The 16,776-nt window shown below is 40.2% G+C and carries 13 protein-coding genes; 5 read left to right on the forward strand and 8 right to left on the reverse strand.

Going from position 1 to position 16,776, the window contains the following annotated elements; translation table 11 throughout:
- Positions 1–12: 12 nt before the first annotated feature.
- Together yidC and ACSLUF_RS05785 are read left to right on the forward strand one after the other, a co-directional pair.
- A complete protein-coding gene (yidC, locus tag ACSLUF_RS05780; RefSeq protein ID WP_435625164.1) occupies positions 13–1,884 on the forward strand; it encodes a membrane protein insertase YidC in 1,872 nt (623 codons plus the stop codon).
- Between the two features lie 98 nt (positions 1,885–1,982).
- Complete coding sequence (locus ACSLUF_RS05785; protein ID WP_435625165.1) at positions 1,983–2,552, forward strand: DUF6515 family protein; 570 nt, start codon at positions 1,983–1,985, stop codon at positions 2,550–2,552.
- 277 nt (positions 2,553–2,829) lie between these two features.
- Here ACSLUF_RS05785 and ACSLUF_RS05790 read toward each other — a convergent pair whose 3' ends face one another.
- On the reverse strand, positions 2,830–5,352 hold the full coding sequence (locus tag ACSLUF_RS05790) for a fasciclin domain-containing protein (protein ID WP_435625166.1): 2,523 nt from the start codon (positions 5,350–5,352) through the stop codon (positions 2,830–2,832).
- Positions 5,353–5,434: 82 nt separating this feature from the next.
- A complete protein-coding gene (locus tag ACSLUF_RS05795; RefSeq protein WP_435625167.1) occupies positions 5,435–7,324 on the reverse strand; it encodes a fasciclin domain-containing protein in 1,890 nt (629 codons plus the stop codon).
- 608 nt (positions 7,325–7,932) lie between these two features.
- Between ACSLUF_RS05795 and mnmA the strand changes: the two genes are divergently transcribed.
- The 3 genes from mnmA to ACSLUF_RS05810 are packed head-to-tail and all read left to right on the forward strand — an operon-like array spanning position 7,933 to position 10,609.
- Positions 7,933–9,123, forward strand: coding sequence for a tRNA 2-thiouridine(34) synthase MnmA (gene mnmA / locus ACSLUF_RS05800; protein ID WP_435625168.1), 1,191 nt, complete (start codon positions 7,933–7,935; stop codon positions 9,121–9,123).
- A 6-nt stretch (positions 9,124–9,129) separates the two neighbouring features.
- Positions 9,130–10,074, forward strand: coding sequence for an NAD(P)H-dependent flavin oxidoreductase (locus tag ACSLUF_RS05805; protein ID WP_435625169.1), 945 nt, complete (start codon positions 9,130–9,132; stop codon positions 10,072–10,074).
- Between the two features lie 34 nt (positions 10,075–10,108).
- Positions 10,109–10,609 carry a hypothetical protein gene (locus ACSLUF_RS05810; protein ID WP_435625170.1) on the forward strand — a complete coding sequence of 167 codons (501 nt, stop codon included), beginning with the start codon at positions 10,109–10,111 and terminating at the stop codon, positions 10,607–10,609.
- Here ACSLUF_RS05810 and ACSLUF_RS05815 read toward each other — a convergent pair.
- Genes ACSLUF_RS05815 through ACSLUF_RS05840 form a run of 6 tightly spaced genes read right to left on the reverse strand, consistent with a single transcriptional unit; the run spans position 10,593 to position 16,758 of the window.
- Positions 10,593–11,954: a DUF58 domain-containing protein gene (locus ACSLUF_RS05815; protein ID WP_435625171.1), complete on the reverse strand. Its 1,362-nt coding sequence runs from the start codon at positions 11,952–11,954 to the stop codon at positions 10,593–10,595. The genes ACSLUF_RS05810 and ACSLUF_RS05815 overlap by 17 nt on opposite strands.
- Positions 11,938–12,936: an AAA family ATPase gene (locus ACSLUF_RS05820; RefSeq protein WP_435625172.1), complete on the reverse strand. Its 999-nt coding sequence runs from the start codon at positions 12,934–12,936 to the stop codon at positions 11,938–11,940. The genes ACSLUF_RS05815 and ACSLUF_RS05820 overlap by 17 nt, the downstream gene beginning before the upstream one ends.
- Before the next feature lie 3 nt (positions 12,937–12,939).
- Positions 12,940–14,148 (reverse strand): DUF4350 domain-containing protein, encoded by a 1,209-nt coding sequence (locus tag ACSLUF_RS05825; protein WP_435625173.1) that lies wholly within the window; start codon positions 14,146–14,148, stop codon positions 12,940–12,942.
- A 3-nt stretch (positions 14,149–14,151) separates the two neighbouring features.
- Positions 14,152–14,874: a hypothetical protein gene (locus ACSLUF_RS05830; protein ID WP_435625174.1), complete on the reverse strand. Its 723-nt coding sequence runs from the start codon at positions 14,872–14,874 to the stop codon at positions 14,152–14,154.
- Positions 14,871–15,809, reverse strand: a complete 939-nt coding sequence (locus ACSLUF_RS05835; protein ID WP_435625175.1) for a hypothetical protein — start codon at positions 15,807–15,809, stop codon at positions 14,871–14,873. The genes ACSLUF_RS05830 and ACSLUF_RS05835 overlap by 4 nt, the downstream gene beginning before the upstream one ends.
- The gene (locus ACSLUF_RS05840; RefSeq protein ID WP_435625176.1) at positions 15,790–16,758 is read right to left on the reverse strand and encodes a stage II sporulation protein M; all 969 of its coding nucleotides are present in this window, start codon (positions 16,756–16,758) and stop codon (positions 15,790–15,792) included. The genes ACSLUF_RS05835 and ACSLUF_RS05840 overlap by 20 nt, the downstream gene beginning before the upstream one ends.
- Positions 16,759–16,776: the final 18 nt, after the last annotated feature.

The raw sequence follows: 16,776 nt of genomic DNA on the forward strand, positions 1-16,776 counted from the left end.
TAAAAGACTTTCATGGAGGAAAAGAAGCTGGATATCAATTCCATTATAGGGTTTGTGTTGATTTTTGGGATTCTGATTTTTATGTTTTATCAGAACCAACCTACACCAGAGGAATTGGAGGCCCAAAAGGCGGAGCAGGAAAAAGTAGAGGCTGAGGCCAAAAAAGCAGAGGAAATCATTACTTCCAAACCACAGGAACCCCAAAAAATAGTCGATGCTAGTGACTCTACTGCTGTTGCCTCATACAAAAACCAAGTGGGTGCGTTTGGATTTACCCAGGTTTCTGAAGCTACTACCAGACTTGAAAATGAGCTGCTGACTTTGGAAATTGCAAATCAAGGGGGGCAGATCGTAGAGGCAAAAATGAAGGATTTTGTTACCTACGATTCTATTCCCGTTTTTTTGGTGAAGGATGGTAATTCCAATTTTGCCTTGAATTTTGTTACCAACGATAACAGAACTTTAAGCACTTCTGATCTATTTTTTGAACCCAGTCTTTCCAAGAATGGCGACACCCAAGTGCTTTCTATGAAGGCAAAGGTGTCTGAAAACCAATTTTTGGAGTATCGATATGAAATGAAACCAAACGATTATTTGGTGGATTTTACCGTACGTTCCCAAGGATTGAATGGTATTTTGAACGGCAGCCGTCCCATAACTTTAGAATGGGATGTAAAGGGTATCCGACACAATAAAAGTGTCCAATACGAAAACAGATATACTCGATTGACCTATAACCATGATGGAGGAAAGGTCAGTAAATTATCTGAAAGCAGTGAATTGGATGAAGAGACCGAAGTAGATGTGAAATGGTTGTCCTACAGGCAGCATTTTTTCAGCTCTATTTTGGCAACGGACGACCATTTCCAGTCTGCGGACCTGAGTTCCGAAAACTTGGTGGAAGAAGAAAGTAAGGAAACACTTTTTACCAAGCATTACAATACAAAGACCTCATTGGAATTAAAAGGAGGGGAATTGTCCCAAAATATGTATTGGTACTATGGACCAACCGATGTGAAAATATTGGATGACTACAAAGAGTTGGGCCTTGTGGATTCCATTCCCTTTGGTTGGGGAATCTTTGGTTGGATAAATCGATACGTATTTACTCCATTCTATGGCTTCCTGAGTTCGTTTTTACCTTACGGCATAGCGATTATTATTATGACGATTGTCGTTCGATTGGCCTTGTCTCCGGTAACCTACAAATCGTATCTGTCCCAAGCGAAAATGAAGGTGTTAAAACCGGAGATTACTGAAATCAACGAAAAGCATAAGGACAATGCCATGAAAAAACAGCAGGAGACTATGAAGCTGTACAATAAGGCAGGGGTAAGCCCTATGAGTGGATGTATCCCAGCATTGCTGCAGCTACCCATATTCTATGCGCTGTTTATGTTTTTCCCTACTTCTTTTGAACTGAGACAAAAATCCTTTCTATGGGCGGAAGATTTATCTTCATACGATACTATTTTTAATCTTCCATTTTCCATTCCATTTTATGGAGACCACGTAAGCTTGTTTCCAATATTGGCTTCCATTGCCATATTCTTCTATATGACACTGACTACGGGGCAGACCATGCAAATGCAACAACAACCTGGAATGCCCAATATGAAGTTCATCATGTATTTGTCTCCGTTAATGATGTTGTTTTTCTTTAACAACTATGCCAGTGGTTTGAGTTTGTATTACTTCGTTTCCAACTTGATTACCATCTTTATTATGTTGGCGATTAAGAACTACATTTTGGATGAGGACAAGATCCATGCGCAAATCCAGGAGAATAAAAAGAAACCTAAAAAGGAAAATAAGTTCCAGCGAAAGATGCGTGAGATGATGGAACAAGCTGAAGCCCAGAAGAAAACCGGAGGTAGGAGATAAATCCAATATACAAAGCTGGTATTTTCTACGTTTTTAAGTTAGAGGATTAAACCTTTGATGGAAATCAAAGTCAAACCAAAAACTTTAAAAACGTTACTATGAAATTCCTGAACCTAATATTTTTCTGCCTACTTGTGGCTTTTCTTGGACCCGTTGAAACCGCCGAAGCGCAAGTTGCGGTGAATAGAACTGTGGTACGAACTACCAGAGTAAATAGACCCGCAAAACGAAGAATACGAAGACAAAATCGTAGAATCTACCGCAGAACCTTAAGACGTTTACCGGCCAATACCAGAGCTATCCGATATAGAAGGGTAAGCTATTACCCCGTAGGTGGCATGTTTTATGTCAGACAACGTGGCGTATACTTTCGAACATTCCCGCCAAGGGGATTTAGACTTCGGGCTTTGCCAACTACGGCCGTGGTCATAAATGTGAGGGGTGTGAATTATAATTATGCGGATGGTGTTTTCTACCAAAAAGTGGATGATGATTCCTATGAAATTACAGCTCCACCCGTTGGTGCTGTTCTTTCCGAATTGCCGGAAGATGCAGAAGAAATCAATTTTGATGGGATTGAAGCCTATGAACTGAACGAAGCGGTATACCAGGCCGTGGAAGATGGTTATGAGGTAATTGACGTTATTGAAGCCGAACGTCAAGACTAAATTAAAAGACATTAAAAGAAAAAACGCCTCCCGAAAGAGAGGCGTTTTTGCATTGATAGGTATAGTTTGGAAAGATTTGGGACTTCAAAGATGAGGCAGAACAACCGGTTAAAAAATTAATAGTTGTAAACGAAGGGGTTTTGTATGGTAAAAATCATCCTTTTGATGTCTCATCGACGAACGGTTTTTTTGTCCGGATAAAAGAACTCCCTTCATCGAAATAAAGGGAGTTAGTTAACAATAAAATACCTACAAAAACAGGTATTTTATTTAATTTTTAATGCAAAGCATCCAGTACTTCTTGTGGTAAGAGTACTTTATCAATTACATGGACGATACCATTACTTGCCATATTATCGGCACCAATGACTTTGGCATCAACATGTGTTTTGTCTCGAATAAAGAGTTCGTCTTTTCCTCTTCTATGTTTGAAAATGGCAAATAAAGCCTCTCCTTGAACAGTATCAAATCTTTGATGGTTACTGATATCCCCAGATGCTACGGCAGCTCCAGACACCACGTGATAAGTAAGTACTTTTGCCAAAAGTTCTTTTTCTTCGGGCGTATCAAAGTCTTCCAAGCTGTTGAAATCATCTCCTAAGGCATATAATAAATCAGCAAAAGCCTGATTGGTTGGAGCAAATACTGTGAAAGGTCCATCTCCGCTCAATACATCAACCAAACCGGCATCCGCCTGTATCAAGGCATCCACCAACAAACTTAAGTCATCTACAGACTGTGCCAATTGTACAATATTGGGTGTAGGTGGAGTCAAAGCATCCAAAGCTTCTTGTGGCAATAACACTTTGTTAATCACATGTACTACACCATTGCTTGCCTCTACATCAGGAAGTACCACAGTGGCGTTGTCATCCGTGGCATCTTCAATATGTATGGTGTGGTTTTTAATATTGATACCCACGTTTTCCCCTTGGAAGGTTGGAATTTGTTGGCCATTAGATAAGTCAGTGGAAAATGCAGCTGTACCTGCTACCACATGATATTTGAGAATGGTCACTAGTAAGTCGACCTCGGCATCGGTATCGAAATCCGAAAGACTATTGAAATCATCTCCTAGCGCATCCAATAAATCAATGAAAGCCTGATTTGTAGGTGCAAAAACTGTAAACGGTCCATCACCACTAAGCGTTTCTACCAAACCAGCATTTGCAGCTATCAAAGCATCTACCAAGACACTTAAATCGTCAGTTTCAATGGCAATTTCAACAATGTTTTTCATTTGAAGGGAAGCCACAAAATCCAGAGCTACCTGTGGTAACAACACCTTATCGATTACATGAATAACACCATTACTGGCTTCAACATCAGGCAATACCACTGTGGCATTATCGTTTGTGGCATCCACAACATGTACTGTGTTGTTTTTGAGATTTATACCCAGTTTATCTCCAAACAAGGTCTGGATTTGCTGTCCGTCTGTTAAGTCCCCAGAGAATGCAGCAATATCAGGTACCACATGGTACGTGAGAATATCTATAAGCAAGTCAATTTCTTCTTGGGTGTCAAAATCCGAAAGGCTGTGATAATCATCTCCCAAAATATCCAACAGGTCAACAAACGCGTGATTTGTTGGTGCGAATACGGTAAATGGACCCTCTCCACTCAATGCTTCAACCAATCCTGCGTTGGCAGCTTGGAGTGCATCAACCAAGAGGCTTAAATCATCTGTTTCTATGGCAATTTCTACAATTGTTTTTAGCTGAAGTGTAGCTACAAAGTCTAGCGCTGCTTGAGGTAACAACACTTTGTCGATAGTGTGGGCCACCCCATTGGATGCTAAAATATCAGTATCGGTAATATTGGCGTCCACATCGGAAGCGTCACCAATTACAAACGTATCACCAGACGCAATTACTGAAATGGAGTTTCCGGTAAATGCAGTAGGAACATCCCCAGCAGCTAAGTCTGCTTCAAGTACTTGTGCTGGAATTACGTGATAAAGTAGAATGTTACGAAGTAAATCAATTTCTTCCTCCGTATCAAAGTCATCCAAGGACGAATAGTTATCACCCAAAATATCGAGTAGCGCAACGAAAGCGTCATCGGTTGGGGCGAAAACAGTAAAAGGCCCATCTCCATTTAAAGTATCCACCAGCCCAGCTTTGATAACTGCACCCTCCAATAAGGAAAGCGCTTCTGTACCTACCACAATGTCAACTAAGGTTTCGGTGACAGGGGGATTCAAGGCGTCGATTACTTCCTGCGGTAGCAATACTTTGTTGATTACATGGACTATTCCGTTTGAAGCGTTTACATCAGGAATTAATACTTCAGCATCGGTATCTGTAGCGTCGCCAATGAAGACATTATCGTCTACTAAAGTAACGGTCACATCTTCTCCCTGTACCGTTTCTATGGTTTGCCCATTACTTAAATCGGTTGAGGCGGCGGCAACACCAGCTACTACGTGATATTTCAAAATAGTTGCCAACAGGGCTCGCTCTTCCTCTGTATCGAAATCATCCAAAGAGTCAAAACCATCAAGACTTCCGAGTAAGGCCGCGAAAGCTTCATTTGTAGGTGCAAATACAGTAAATGGACCTGTACCGCTAAGGGTACCGATTAAATCGGAGTCATCATTAAGGTCTGCGGTGGTCAATGCGGCAACCAAGGAACTTAGGGCGTCATTTCCTTGGGCTGTTTCAACAATATTGTCTAATTCTTCTGTGGGATTGGTGTCTCCAATAGCTTGCTCGTCATCTTCGCTACATGCTGAAAATGTAAATAGAGCAAGTACGAAGACCAGGAGGAAACCTCCTAATCGTAGTGCTTTTTTCATTTCATATGTGTTTTAAGGTTAAAAATTAGTGTGAGGTAAAAAAGGGATGAGGTTCTCGTCCCATCCCTTTTTCAATAATTTCTTAGTTTGTGGTATCTGGAATCAATACCATATTTAGAACATGCACTACACCATTGGCAGCTTGCAAGTCAACCGTAGTAATTCCTATTCCGGTATTTCCTGCACCATCGGTAACATCTGCAATATTCTCACCGGTTCCTGGTAAAGTAATGGTAAACGTATCACCCTCAAGCGTGGCTGGAGTTATTGTGTTTCCATTTGGTGTCAAATCACCAGAGCGAATATTGGCGCCTGAAATTACATGATGTTGAAGAACACTAGTCAATAATGCAGTGTCAATATCGTCTAATGAATCCCACATATCGTTGCTATCCAACAAAGCTTGGAAAGCAGCATTGTCTGGTGCAAAAACGGTAAAAGGCCCATCTCCTAAAAGTGTCAATATAAAATCTGGCTGCCCATCTGTGGTTAGAGCAGCTTCCAATGAATCAAAATTAGGGTCCGCGGCTACGAAGTCTACCAAATTAGGAAGGTCTATGACTGTATCAACGACATGGATAACTCCATTTGAAGCAACTACGTCAGCAGTTGTTACATCACTAATTCCATTCAAAGTGACTCCATCATCTGTATTGATGTAAAGTGAATAGTTTTCATCTGTATCGAACTCGGCGGCTGTATTCACATACGAATTTGAAAGACCAGAGCTAAATGCTGCAGCTCCCACGACTACGTGATTGGAAAGAACATCATTAATATCAAATGCCCCAGGATTTGTATAAGCCGTAAAGGCATCATTTACAGGTGCGAACACTGTAAAATCTTGTGTTGAATCAGAAAGTAGGTCTGTAAAGGTAGTATTGCCCCCATCCGTCAATGCAGCTACCAAAGAGGATAAATTAGGATTAGCTACCGCGTGGTCTACAATATTTGGGATATCAATTACTGTGTTAACCACGTGAACAACGCCATTTAAAGCTCTTACATTGGGAGTCACCACTTCGGAAACTCCATTAAACTCAACTCCGCCGTCGGTATTAAAGAAAATACTGATGTTTTGTTCACCAGCACCTGTAGCCAAAGTGTTTGCATAACCGGAACCTAAAGCTTCCAAATCCGTTGATAACAACTCTCCACTTATAACATGGTTTAGAAGAACGTTGGTAAGGACATCAACGTCTACGTCGCTTAATTGAGCGCCATCCAAGAAAGTTTCAAAAGCAGTATCTGTCGGAGCCAAAACGGTAAAAGGTCCATCACCTCTTAATACGGTTGGCAAATCTCCATTGGCCGCTTGTAGCGCAGCAACCAGGTTTTGAAGGTTTTCATTACCTATGGCCAAGTCAGTAATTGGAATCAGAATGATATCTGCCAATTCATCCAAAATAGTTTGAGGAAGTAGCACTTTGTTAATTACGTGTACAACTCCGTTTGTAGTTTCAACATTGGCTTGGGTAACCTCCGCTGGTACATCGGTGGCATCTTGAATAAAAACTCCACCCGTTGTGGATACGGTAAGCGTAGACCCTTGTAATGTGGTCAAGGATTGCCCATCGCTCAAATCAGTTGAGAAAGCGGCAGTGCCGGCAATAACATGATATTGAAGAATTACGGCCAACAGGTTCTGTAGCTCAGTAGAGTTGAAATCATCTAAAGAATCGAATCCATCTAGTTGAGCTAATAGGTCCGCAAAAGCAGCATTGGTAGGTGCAAAGACTGTGAAAGGTCCTTCTCCACTTAAAGCACTAACTAAATCATTGTCGGCACTTTCATCAGCTTGTAGTAACGCACTTACCAAACTGCCTAAATCTGAAGTAGCTTGTGCGGTCTCTACTATGTTATTTTCGGGTTGATTGGGATTGGGCGTACCATCGTCGTCGTCTGAACAGGAAACCAGAATAAATGAAAAAATGACTAAGGTGATTTGGGATAATCTAATTAGTGCTTTCATAAGATGTAATTTTTAGATTTTTTGTTTAATGTTATTTAGATTATTTTAAACTAAATTAGTTGCTTTTGTTTATGCTTTTTTATAAAAAGTTTAACAAACTCATTAAACAAAATGATGAAAACACAAAAACCCAAGGGAACTAAAATGACCCGTGAGATTTCAAACAAAGAAAAGATTATGTCTCTAGGATGAGATTTGGTATTGTACTTTCCTGGGTTAAAATTACTTTCCTAGTTTAGGTCTAAGCTTTAAGCATTTCATTATCAGGGGTTTTTATTTAAACAAATATTCTTGTTTGTCTAAGATTTACACCTACTTCCTCGTAGAACAAAAAGAAATTAAAACTGTGTAATTTTACAAATCAAAAGTTAAACAAATTCATAAGATAGTCTATGGTTGGGTTTGACGTAAAACAAGACCATTGCTTTGAAAAGTCAGGTAGCTGAAAATTGAGTGCATTTTCGACTTCTTAAGACAGCATCATATAATGATGAAAGAACAAGATATTAGAGGCTAAATTTTGTTAAGTGAGAGGTTTTGAAACGACTGAGATGGGCTAGAAGATTTTCCTAGGCTATTTTGTAATTTTGCAACATCAAAACGAGATAATGAAGAAGGTTGTGGTAGGTTTATCGGGAGGAGTGGATTCAAGTGTTTCTGCCTATTTATTAAAAGAGCAGGGATATGAGGTTATTGGCCTATTTATGAAGAATTGGCATGACGACTCTGTGACCATTTCGGATGAATGTCCCTGGTTAGAGGATAGTAACGACGCACTGATTGTTGCAGAGAAACTGGGGATTCCTTTCCAGACTGTGGATTTGAGTGCGGTGTACAAGGAACGTATCGTGGATTACATGTTCGACGAGTATGAAAAAGGACGCACGCCCAACCCAGATGTGCTTTGCAACAGAGAAATTAAGTTTGATGTATTTCTGAAGATTGCCCTTCAATTGGGAGCAGATTATGTGGCCACAGGACATTATTGCCGAAAAGGGACCCTTACAGACGAGAATGGCAATGAAACCTACCAGCTTTTGGCTGGAGTTGATAAAAATAAGGACCAGTCCTATTTTCTCTGTCAGCTTTCCCAAGAACAATTGTCAAAAACACTTTTTCCTATTGGTGAACTAAATAAATCTGAGGTACGGGAAATTGCAGCTCAAAATGATTTGATTACAGCAGACAAAAGAGACTCCCAAGGGCTCTGCTTTATCGGTAAAGTAAGATTGCCCGAATTTCTCCAGCAAAAGCTAGAACCTAAAAAAGGGCTGATAGTAGAAGTGCCCGCAACAGCGCACCACTATGAGGAAAATACTCCAAGTTTTGGCACAAAACGGGAGGAACTGGCCTACTATTCGGAAAAGAAAGCGTATGCTGAAACGGACGGCAAAGTGGTTGGAGAGCATCAAGGAGCCCATTATTTTACGATAGGACAGCGCAAGGGATTAGATGTGGGAGGAACTAAAGAACCTCTTTTTGTTATTGAAACCGATGTGGATAAAAATATCATTTACACAGGCCAAGGAAAACTCCACCCTGGTTTGTACCGTCAAACACTTTTTGTAAAAGGTGAAGAATTACATTGGGTACGACCCGATTTGGAATTGGAACCCGACCAGACGATGGAGGTTATGGCTAGAATTCGATACCGACAACCTCTTCAGAAAGCCAAACTATATAGGACAGAGTCAGGACTTTATGTTGATTTTGAAGAAAAACAGTCAGCCATTACCGAAGGACAATTTGTAGCTTGGTATCTGGATGATGAATTGGTTGGTTCAGGGGTTATTTCTTAAAACAATATGGCTAAAAACAGGGTTACGCTACTTTTTGATATTAAATACCCCATAATTCAAGCTGGAATGATTTGGGCCAGTGGTTGGCGTTTGGCTTCTGCAGTTTCAAATTCTGGCGGACTGGGAATTTTGGGTGCTGGAAGTATGTATCCTGAGGTGTTGGATGAACACATCAAAAAATGTAAAAAGGCTACGGACAAACCCTTTGGGGTCAATGTCCCTATGTTGTATCCCGATTTAGACCAGCTCATACAGGTAATTGTAGATAACGAGGTCAAGATTGTTTTCACATCTGCTGGTAATCCAAAAACCTATACTTCTTTTTTGAAGGAAAAGGGAATTACCGTGGTACATGTGGTGAGCAGTGTAAAGTTTGCCCAAAAAGCGCAGGATGCCGGAGTGGATGCCATTGTTGCCGAAGGTTTTGAGGCTGGAGGACACAATGGTCGGGATGAGACAACAACTATGGTTCTCATTCCTTCGGTAAAAGAAAAGATTGAGATTCCCTTGATTGCAGCAGGGGGCATTGCATCCGGTAGAGCAATGTTGGCCGCTATGGTTTTAGGCGCGGATGGCGTACAAATCGGTAGTAGGTTTGTGGCAAGCAACGAAGCTTCTTCCCATGAAGACTTCAAAAAAGCGGTGGTAGACGCCAAAGAGGGGGATACCCTGCTTACCCTTAAGGAATTGGCCCCGGTACGCATGCTCAAAAATGAGTTTTATCAAGAAGTACAGGAAGCTTATAAAAACAATGCCTCCGTTGAGGATTTAAAAACACTTTTGGGTCGAGCCAGAGCCAAAAGAGGCATGTTTGAAGGGGATATGCAAAATGGCGAATTGGAAATAGGTCAAGTTTCCGGCATTATTCATGACATCCAACCCGCTTCCAAAATCATTTCTGATATCTTGGCGGAGTTCAATGTAGCCCGAAAGGAAATAGGGAACCTATAGGTTTTCACCTCACTTTTTGATACATTTAGCCTGTATGAAAAGACTCATCCCCACATTGGTCGTTTTATGCCTTGCATTTTCTATGCATGGTCAAATAGAACGTGATAAAGCACTTCATTTTGTTGGTGGGGGCTTATTTGGTCTTGTTGGCGCTGGGGTGGCAAAAAAAGCTTCTGATGGAAACCGCGTCTGGACATTTGTCGGTGCCGTTGCCGGAAGTACATTGATAGGTTTGGCCAAAGAGTCGGTAGATGCCAGTCAACGGGACAATGGATGGGACAATGATGATTTGGTTGCTACCATTTTGGGAGGTGTCGCAGTAGGCGTGACTATTGAGCTTTTCTCCAAGAAAAAGAAAGATGGTCGCCTTCGCTATGCGAATAGTTTCAATAAACAAAGCTATACCTATGGGATTACTGCGACTATGTTTTCTGACGCGAATTTGGATTCATATAAGCTGCCTTCTTTGACCCCTTTTGGTTTTGCTTCGCAGATCATACATGATTTTGAAACATCTTCTAAATCATTCCCCTAGCCTTTATTTCCAGATACTTGTTTATGGTATTGATGGTCAGGTCCTCAGGTTTGGTCAAAATGGTTTGGATGCCATGTTTTCGTAATTCGTTGACAATCAACTTTTTTTCATAGACAAACTTCTCGGCAATGGTTTGTTCAAATACCTGTTGGATGTTTTCCGCTTTTTTATCAGCAAATAGATTGAGCTCCGTATTTTCAAAGAAAATTACCACCAACAAGTGTTGCTTGGCAATGGCTTGTAAATATCCCATTTGACGATGTAGGGCATCCAAGGTCTCAAAGTTGGTATACAGCAGTAAAAGACTTCGTTGATTTAAATTTCGCTTAATATCAACGTAGAGTCGACTGAAGTCACTTTCAACAAAATCGGTTCGCAGGTTGTATAGGGTCTCGAGAATTAAATTCATCTGAGAATTTCTTCGTTCCGCTACAACCCGGTTCTCAATGGCATTGCTAAAAGAGAACATTCCTGCCTTGTCCTGCTTTTTAAGGGCAATGTTGCTAATCACCAAAGTAGCATTGATAGCGTAATCCAATAAACTCAGTTCCTCAAAAGGCATTTTCATTACCCTTCCCTTATCAATTACCGAATAGATAGGTTGTGATTTTTCATCTTGATATTGGTTGACCATCAATTGACTTTTCTTGGCGGTTGCCTTCCAATTGATATTTCGAATATCATCTCCTTGGACATATTCCTTGATTTGTTCAAATTCCATGGTATGACCAATTCGCCTTATTTTTTTCAGACCGTATTCATGCAACCGATTAGTAAAAGCAATCAGGTCATATTTTCGCAATTGAAGAAAAGAGGGATACACTGGTACTTCGGTGGCGGTATCAAATCGGTATCTTCTGGCTAAAAAGCCAATGGGTGAAGCCGAAAAAACATTCAAACTGCCAAACTCATAAACTCCACGCTCGGTGGGCCTTAATTTGTATTCAAAAGATTGGGTTTTTCCAGATTTAACGATGCTATCTATGCCAAAATCACGCTTCTGAAATTGAAATGGGATTTCGTCAATGATTTTACACCAAACTTGAAAAAGGTAACTGTTGGTTAATGAAATCTGGATAGGATTGGCATCCCCATTGGACAATTTATCAGGCACCACCCGAGTGGCATGTAACTTTCCTTTGGAAGCGAACAACAGGATGTAATCCACCAATAAAAGCATAACCAATGCAAAAAAGAGAATTCGGAAAACCTCATACCAACTTGGATAGATATAAGAGAGTAGAAAACCTACGATAAGCGCAATTAGCACTATAAAAAAGCGCTTTTGTAAGTAGATATTTTTAAAGAACTTCTTCAAAAAACTTTCTTTATCGAGGGATTTCAATGCTATCCACAATTTGCGAAACCACCTGGGTTGCAGTCAAACCTTCCATCTCTCGTTCAGGAGTTAGAATGATTCTATGGGACAGAATAGGGCCGGCCACTTTCTTGATATCATCCGGAGTGATGAAATCCCTTCCATTAATTGCCGCCAAGGCTTTGGAAGCGTCCATCAAAGCGATAGAGGCTCTCGGGGAAGCCCCTAAATACAAATTGGCATTGGAACGTGTATTGTTTACAATAGAAGCAATGTAGGTGATGAGGTTTTTCTCGACTGTAATTTCCTTAATGATTTTTTGGTATTCTGCAATTTCCACTGCGGATAACACAGATTTGACCATATCTTCCACAACTTCAGTTTTTTGGGCATGCTTGCTCTCCAAAATTTTAACCTCTTCTTCGAGAGAAGGATAGTGGACATCGATTTTAAAAAGGAAACGGTCCAATTGAGCCTCTGGAAGTCGATAGGTACCTTCTTGCTCCACTGGATTCTGAGTAGCAAAAACCAAAAATGGAGGTTCCATAGTATATTCGGTTCCATCCATGGTAATTTGTCGCTCGGCCATGGCCTCAAAAAGTGCGGCTTGGGTTTTGGCCGGGGCCCTGTTGATTTCGTCAATCAAAATGATATTAGAGAATAAAGGCCCTTTTTTGAACTCGAACTCTGAGGTTTTCACGTTGAAAACTGAAGTACCCAAAATGTCACTGGGCATCAGGTCTGGGGTGAACTGAATCCGACTAAAGTCCACGTTCATGGTGCGCGCCAATAACTTTGCCGTCACGGTTTTGGCAACCCCGGGGACCCCTTCTATCAAAGAATGTCCATTGGCCAAAATGGAAATGATTAGCAATTCTATCATACGCTCTTGGCCTATAATGACCTTTCCCAATTCCGCTTGAATCTGAGATACTGCAGCCTGCAATTGGCTAAGGTCGATTCTTGAATTGAATTCCAAACCTTCTCCTTGTTGCTCTTTTTCTTCCATGTATTATTTTTTAAAATCTGTAATTATCTTGTCTAATTTGATACTGTCCTGTTCCGTATGGACATTTTTATTTTTTAGCGTTACAATAAACTCCAATAACCGCTTTACCTCTTCCTTACTTTTTCCGGTTTTAGCTGAGAGTTCCAGGACCGTTTTATCTGAAATATCGGAGATATCCAGATAATATTTATTCCGCAGGTAGGAGAGGAAAAAGGTGATTTTCTTGTGAATCAAGTCCGTAAAATCCCGGTTTTGATAATATAAGGCACCAACCGTTCGGGCAAATTCCACTGAGGAATTTTCAAGGGGTTTGATAACGGGGATAATTCGTTGTTCCCGTTTGGCTCGAAAAATCACAAAAAGGAGTAGTGCACTTATGGTAAGATAATACGCCCATTTCAAACCACTTTGTGTAAGTACAAATCGCATGGGCGAGGTGACAACCACTCTCCCTGATTTTTTGTAATTATCCCAATAGATTTTCTCTTTTGAAAGGTATGATAAAGTTTGCGCTACATACTTCTGATTTTGCCCAAGCACATAATAATTGGTGTAAGCTTGAGGAGTAGTGCTCAACAGAAATTTTCCTTTGCCAAACTGGGTCTCTATGAAGTTGGGAGAATCGATATATTCATCTGGAGCGTTCTGTAAAACATTGCGCCTTGTAAATTTGATATTACCCAATACCTTGGATTCCAGAGTGTCCATACTGGTAAATCTCGTGTACAACATTCCCCTAGAATATTCGTAAGATTCCCCCTTGAAATCGTTATGGGTCAGATTCAATTCTGCTTTTTCCTCATCTAAACCATAATCGGAGAGGACACCAAGGTTTAGGGTATCTGATAATACCCCTCCAAAATCACTGGCAGCGATAAAGGCGGTATTACCCTTTTTCACGTAGTTCAGCAACTTGTGGGTTTCCTCCTCATCAAAGTAGATGAAATTATTTATAAAGATGAATCCAGAGTCTTGGGTACTATCTACCTGGATTAAGGCATCATAGGTGTTATCATATATGGTCTGGATGTCGGCATTTTTAAAAAGCGTGGGAAGTTCGTTGTACAGTACATAACAGCCAAAAGGTATTTTATCCGTATCGGTATAGGAAGCTCTCCAATTAATCGGTCTGGGGCGAACTATTTCTGTAATGATGATGCCAAGAATCACCAAACAGAAAACACCGAGTACTATTTTTGACCGCCTATCCACAGTTTATTGGGGTATTAAAATGTTAAGTGCATTGAACCTATCATCCGTTTGTTTGTATTGGCTGGAGTTTATGGCTTTTTCACCGTACCAAATATGTTCATACAAATAGGATACTTCTTTGAATTTTGTTTTTAACTTATTTTCCTTCAACTCTTTTTGGTAATCGGCATTGGTCTTTTCAAAATGCCATTCTATTAATTCTTTTTGGGAAAGTCTTTTTAACACTTTTAAAAACTGATACCGTACGGCCAAACGGTAATCCTTTTGGCCTAAGGCATCCCTAAGCAAGGTATCCAAATCCAAACTTTCAATATGTTGTTCAGATAAATCCACATCCAGAATGGAAGTGGCTTTTTTGGTAAAAATGGAATTGAATCTTTCATTGGTCAAGAAACGGGCCAAGAGATAAATCACCAAAAGCCCCATCAACACATAGATAAAATATTGGATGACCTTTAAGGTTTCTGGGGAAACGTCAAAACCGAAAATATCGCCCAACCCATTAAAAAGCCACCTTAAAAAACGGAGCAGTAAGTTCTGTGACTCCCCGGTTTTAATCTCGTAATCGAATTCATCCCCTTGATACTTTTCAGTTAAGTCCTGCTCAAAGCTTCGTGTTTCTAGTTTAGAATCTGAGTCGTATTGAAGTTGAATCGAGTCTTTTTGCTGAAAATGACCCAACCCGAAAAATGGAATAAGAAATAAAAGGCAAATAATTCTTCTCACAGACTGGGCTTTCCTATTTCTTCAATTTTACTGCGGGTATTCACATTGTAGGTTTTCTCATGCAGCGCATAGTACAAAATGCCATTTACAAATTGAGAAAGGCATTGTGCATAAACGGAGGCAACCAAAACTAGACATAGCGCAAGGGTGTAAATGACCATAGAAATAACAGAACCGGTTACATTCACTTGATTTTCCACTACATGAAAGGTATATACCCCAATAATGACCCCGGGAATGACCATGATAATAAAAAATAAAAGCCCATTAAGTAAACCTAATATGAAATTCACCCCTATGGATTTCCAAAAATTATTGATTACTAAAGACCATCCTTCCCCAAAAGCATCCATTACCGATTTGTTTTCAGAAAGCATGCAGAAAAACGATACTCCTATCCACGCGGCTAGAAAAAACTGCAGAACATATTGGATAAAAAGACCTGCTAATGGGATGAAAGCGGTTATTAAAACTACAATCATGAATACAAGATAAATGGGCACAAGAATTACAATAAAGAGCAGAATACTGCCTAGTCTGTCTTTAAAAAGATTCCAAACCTCCCTCTTGTCAAATAGGTTTCCTTTGGTCTCATCGTATTTAACCAAATAGGCCGAACTAATACTGAAATTTAAAGCAGCTACGATTAGAAATATCACAAAGAAGATACCCAATCCAGAAAAAAGATAGACCAAGTACTCATCCTCGGAAACCGTGCCACTACCATTGCCATACAAACCGTCAGCGGCAATCAAACCTGCAAAGCCTGATACCAATAAGTAGCTCGTGATAAGAAGACCTATGATAAAAATCCCATTGTACCGTAGAAAAACGTTCGTAAACGTTTTTATGTTCTGTTTCAAAAAATCGAAATAAACCGAAAGAATATCACCAAAATCACGGTTTATCCTAAGCTCAAGGTATTTGTTTGCCATGCAATCTGTTTATTGTAATAGGATAAATGATATAATAAAAAACAATGAGGGCCAAGGAGCCACCGATAATCAAAAATGCTAACCAAGCGGGCATATCGGCGTAACGGGTAATAAAACCTTCAATGAAACCCGCAATGATAAAAAATGGGATGGTACTCACGACCACTTTTAACCCATCTTTGGCACCCTTCATAAAAGACACTCTTCGCGAAAAGGTTTTGGGAAATAGAATGCTGTTCCCCATAATTAGCCCGGCGCATCCAGCAATAATGATAACCGAAATCTCAATAGTACCATGCAACCAAATTTGTCGGTTGGCTTCAAAAAACACCCCTTTGGTATAAAAGAAGGTAATAAATGCACCCAGCATAACCCCATTGCTAAAAAGAATATAGGCCGTTCCAATGCTTGTTATCACGCCAAATGCAAAAGCTAAAAAAGCCACCCGGATATTATTGATAGTGATTCCCAAAAATGTCCCTATTTCACTGCCGCTTTTGTAAATTGCTGTAGGTTCCCCTTTGGCAATGTTCTCCAGGGTAAGGTTTACATAGGCATCGCCCAAAATTAAACGTACAAAAGAAGCGTCATTTAATGCCGACAGACTTCCAATTGCGGTAGCTAAGGCAAAAATCAAAAAGGCGGTCAGCAATGTTTTATGATATTGTCTGAAGAAAAGGGGAAATTCATATCCCCAGAATTCCACAATTCTATTTCGGGACTCTTTTTTGTTCTTATAAATTTTCTGATGCGCTTGGGATGCCAAGGAATTCAGGTACAATAAAGTCTTACTTTCAGCGTAGTAGGTTTGGGCATATGCCAAATCATTCGTCAATTGAATATAGCCATCGGCCAACTCGTCTGGACTTGTGGAAGCGCCATTCAAAATAGCCTTTTCAAATGCTATCCATTTTTCCTTATTTTGTTTCACAAAGGCTGCTTCGCGCATATAAAAATATTACCGATG

Origin of the sequence: Flagellimonas sp. (genome assembly GCF_965601775.1) — a bacterium.
In the GTDB taxonomy this organism is placed as follows: Bacteria; Bacteroidota; Bacteroidia; order Flavobacteriales; family Flavobacteriaceae; genus Flagellimonas.

Bases quoted from the DNA above. Each gene is read 5' to 3' on its own strand.
- yidC (WP_435625164.1), top strand. From the start codon at position 13: ATGGAGGAAAAGAAGCTGGATATCAATTCCATTATAGGGTTTGTGTTG.
- ACSLUF_RS05785 (WP_435625165.1), top strand. From the start codon at position 1,983: ATGAAATTCCTGAACCTAATATTTTTCTGCCTACTTGTGGCTTTTCTT.
- ACSLUF_RS05790 (WP_435625166.1), bottom strand. From the start codon at position 5,352: ATGAAAAAAGCACTACGATTAGGAGGTTTCCTCCTGGTCTTCGTACTT.
- ACSLUF_RS05795 (WP_435625167.1), bottom strand. From the start codon at position 7,324: ATGAAAGCACTAATTAGATTATCCCAAATCACCTTAGTCATTTTTTCA.
- mnmA (WP_435625168.1), top strand. From the start codon at position 7,933: ATGAAGAAGGTTGTGGTAGGTTTATCGGGAGGAGTGGATTCAAGTGTT.
- ACSLUF_RS05805 (WP_435625169.1), top strand. From the start codon at position 9,130: ATGGCTAAAAACAGGGTTACGCTACTTTTTGATATTAAATACCCCATA.
- ACSLUF_RS05810 (WP_435625170.1), top strand. From the start codon at position 10,109: ATGAAAAGACTCATCCCCACATTGGTCGTTTTATGCCTTGCATTTTCT.
- ACSLUF_RS05820 (WP_435625172.1), bottom strand. From the start codon at position 12,936: ATGGAAGAAAAAGAGCAACAAGGAGAAGGTTTGGAATTCAATTCAAGA.
- ACSLUF_RS05835 (WP_435625175.1), bottom strand. From the start codon at position 15,809: ATGGCAAACAAATACCTTGAGCTTAGGATAAACCGTGATTTTGGTGAT.
- ACSLUF_RS05840 (WP_435625176.1), bottom strand. From the start codon at position 16,758: ATGCGCGAAGCAGCCTTTGTGAAACAAAATAAGGAAAAATGGATAGCA.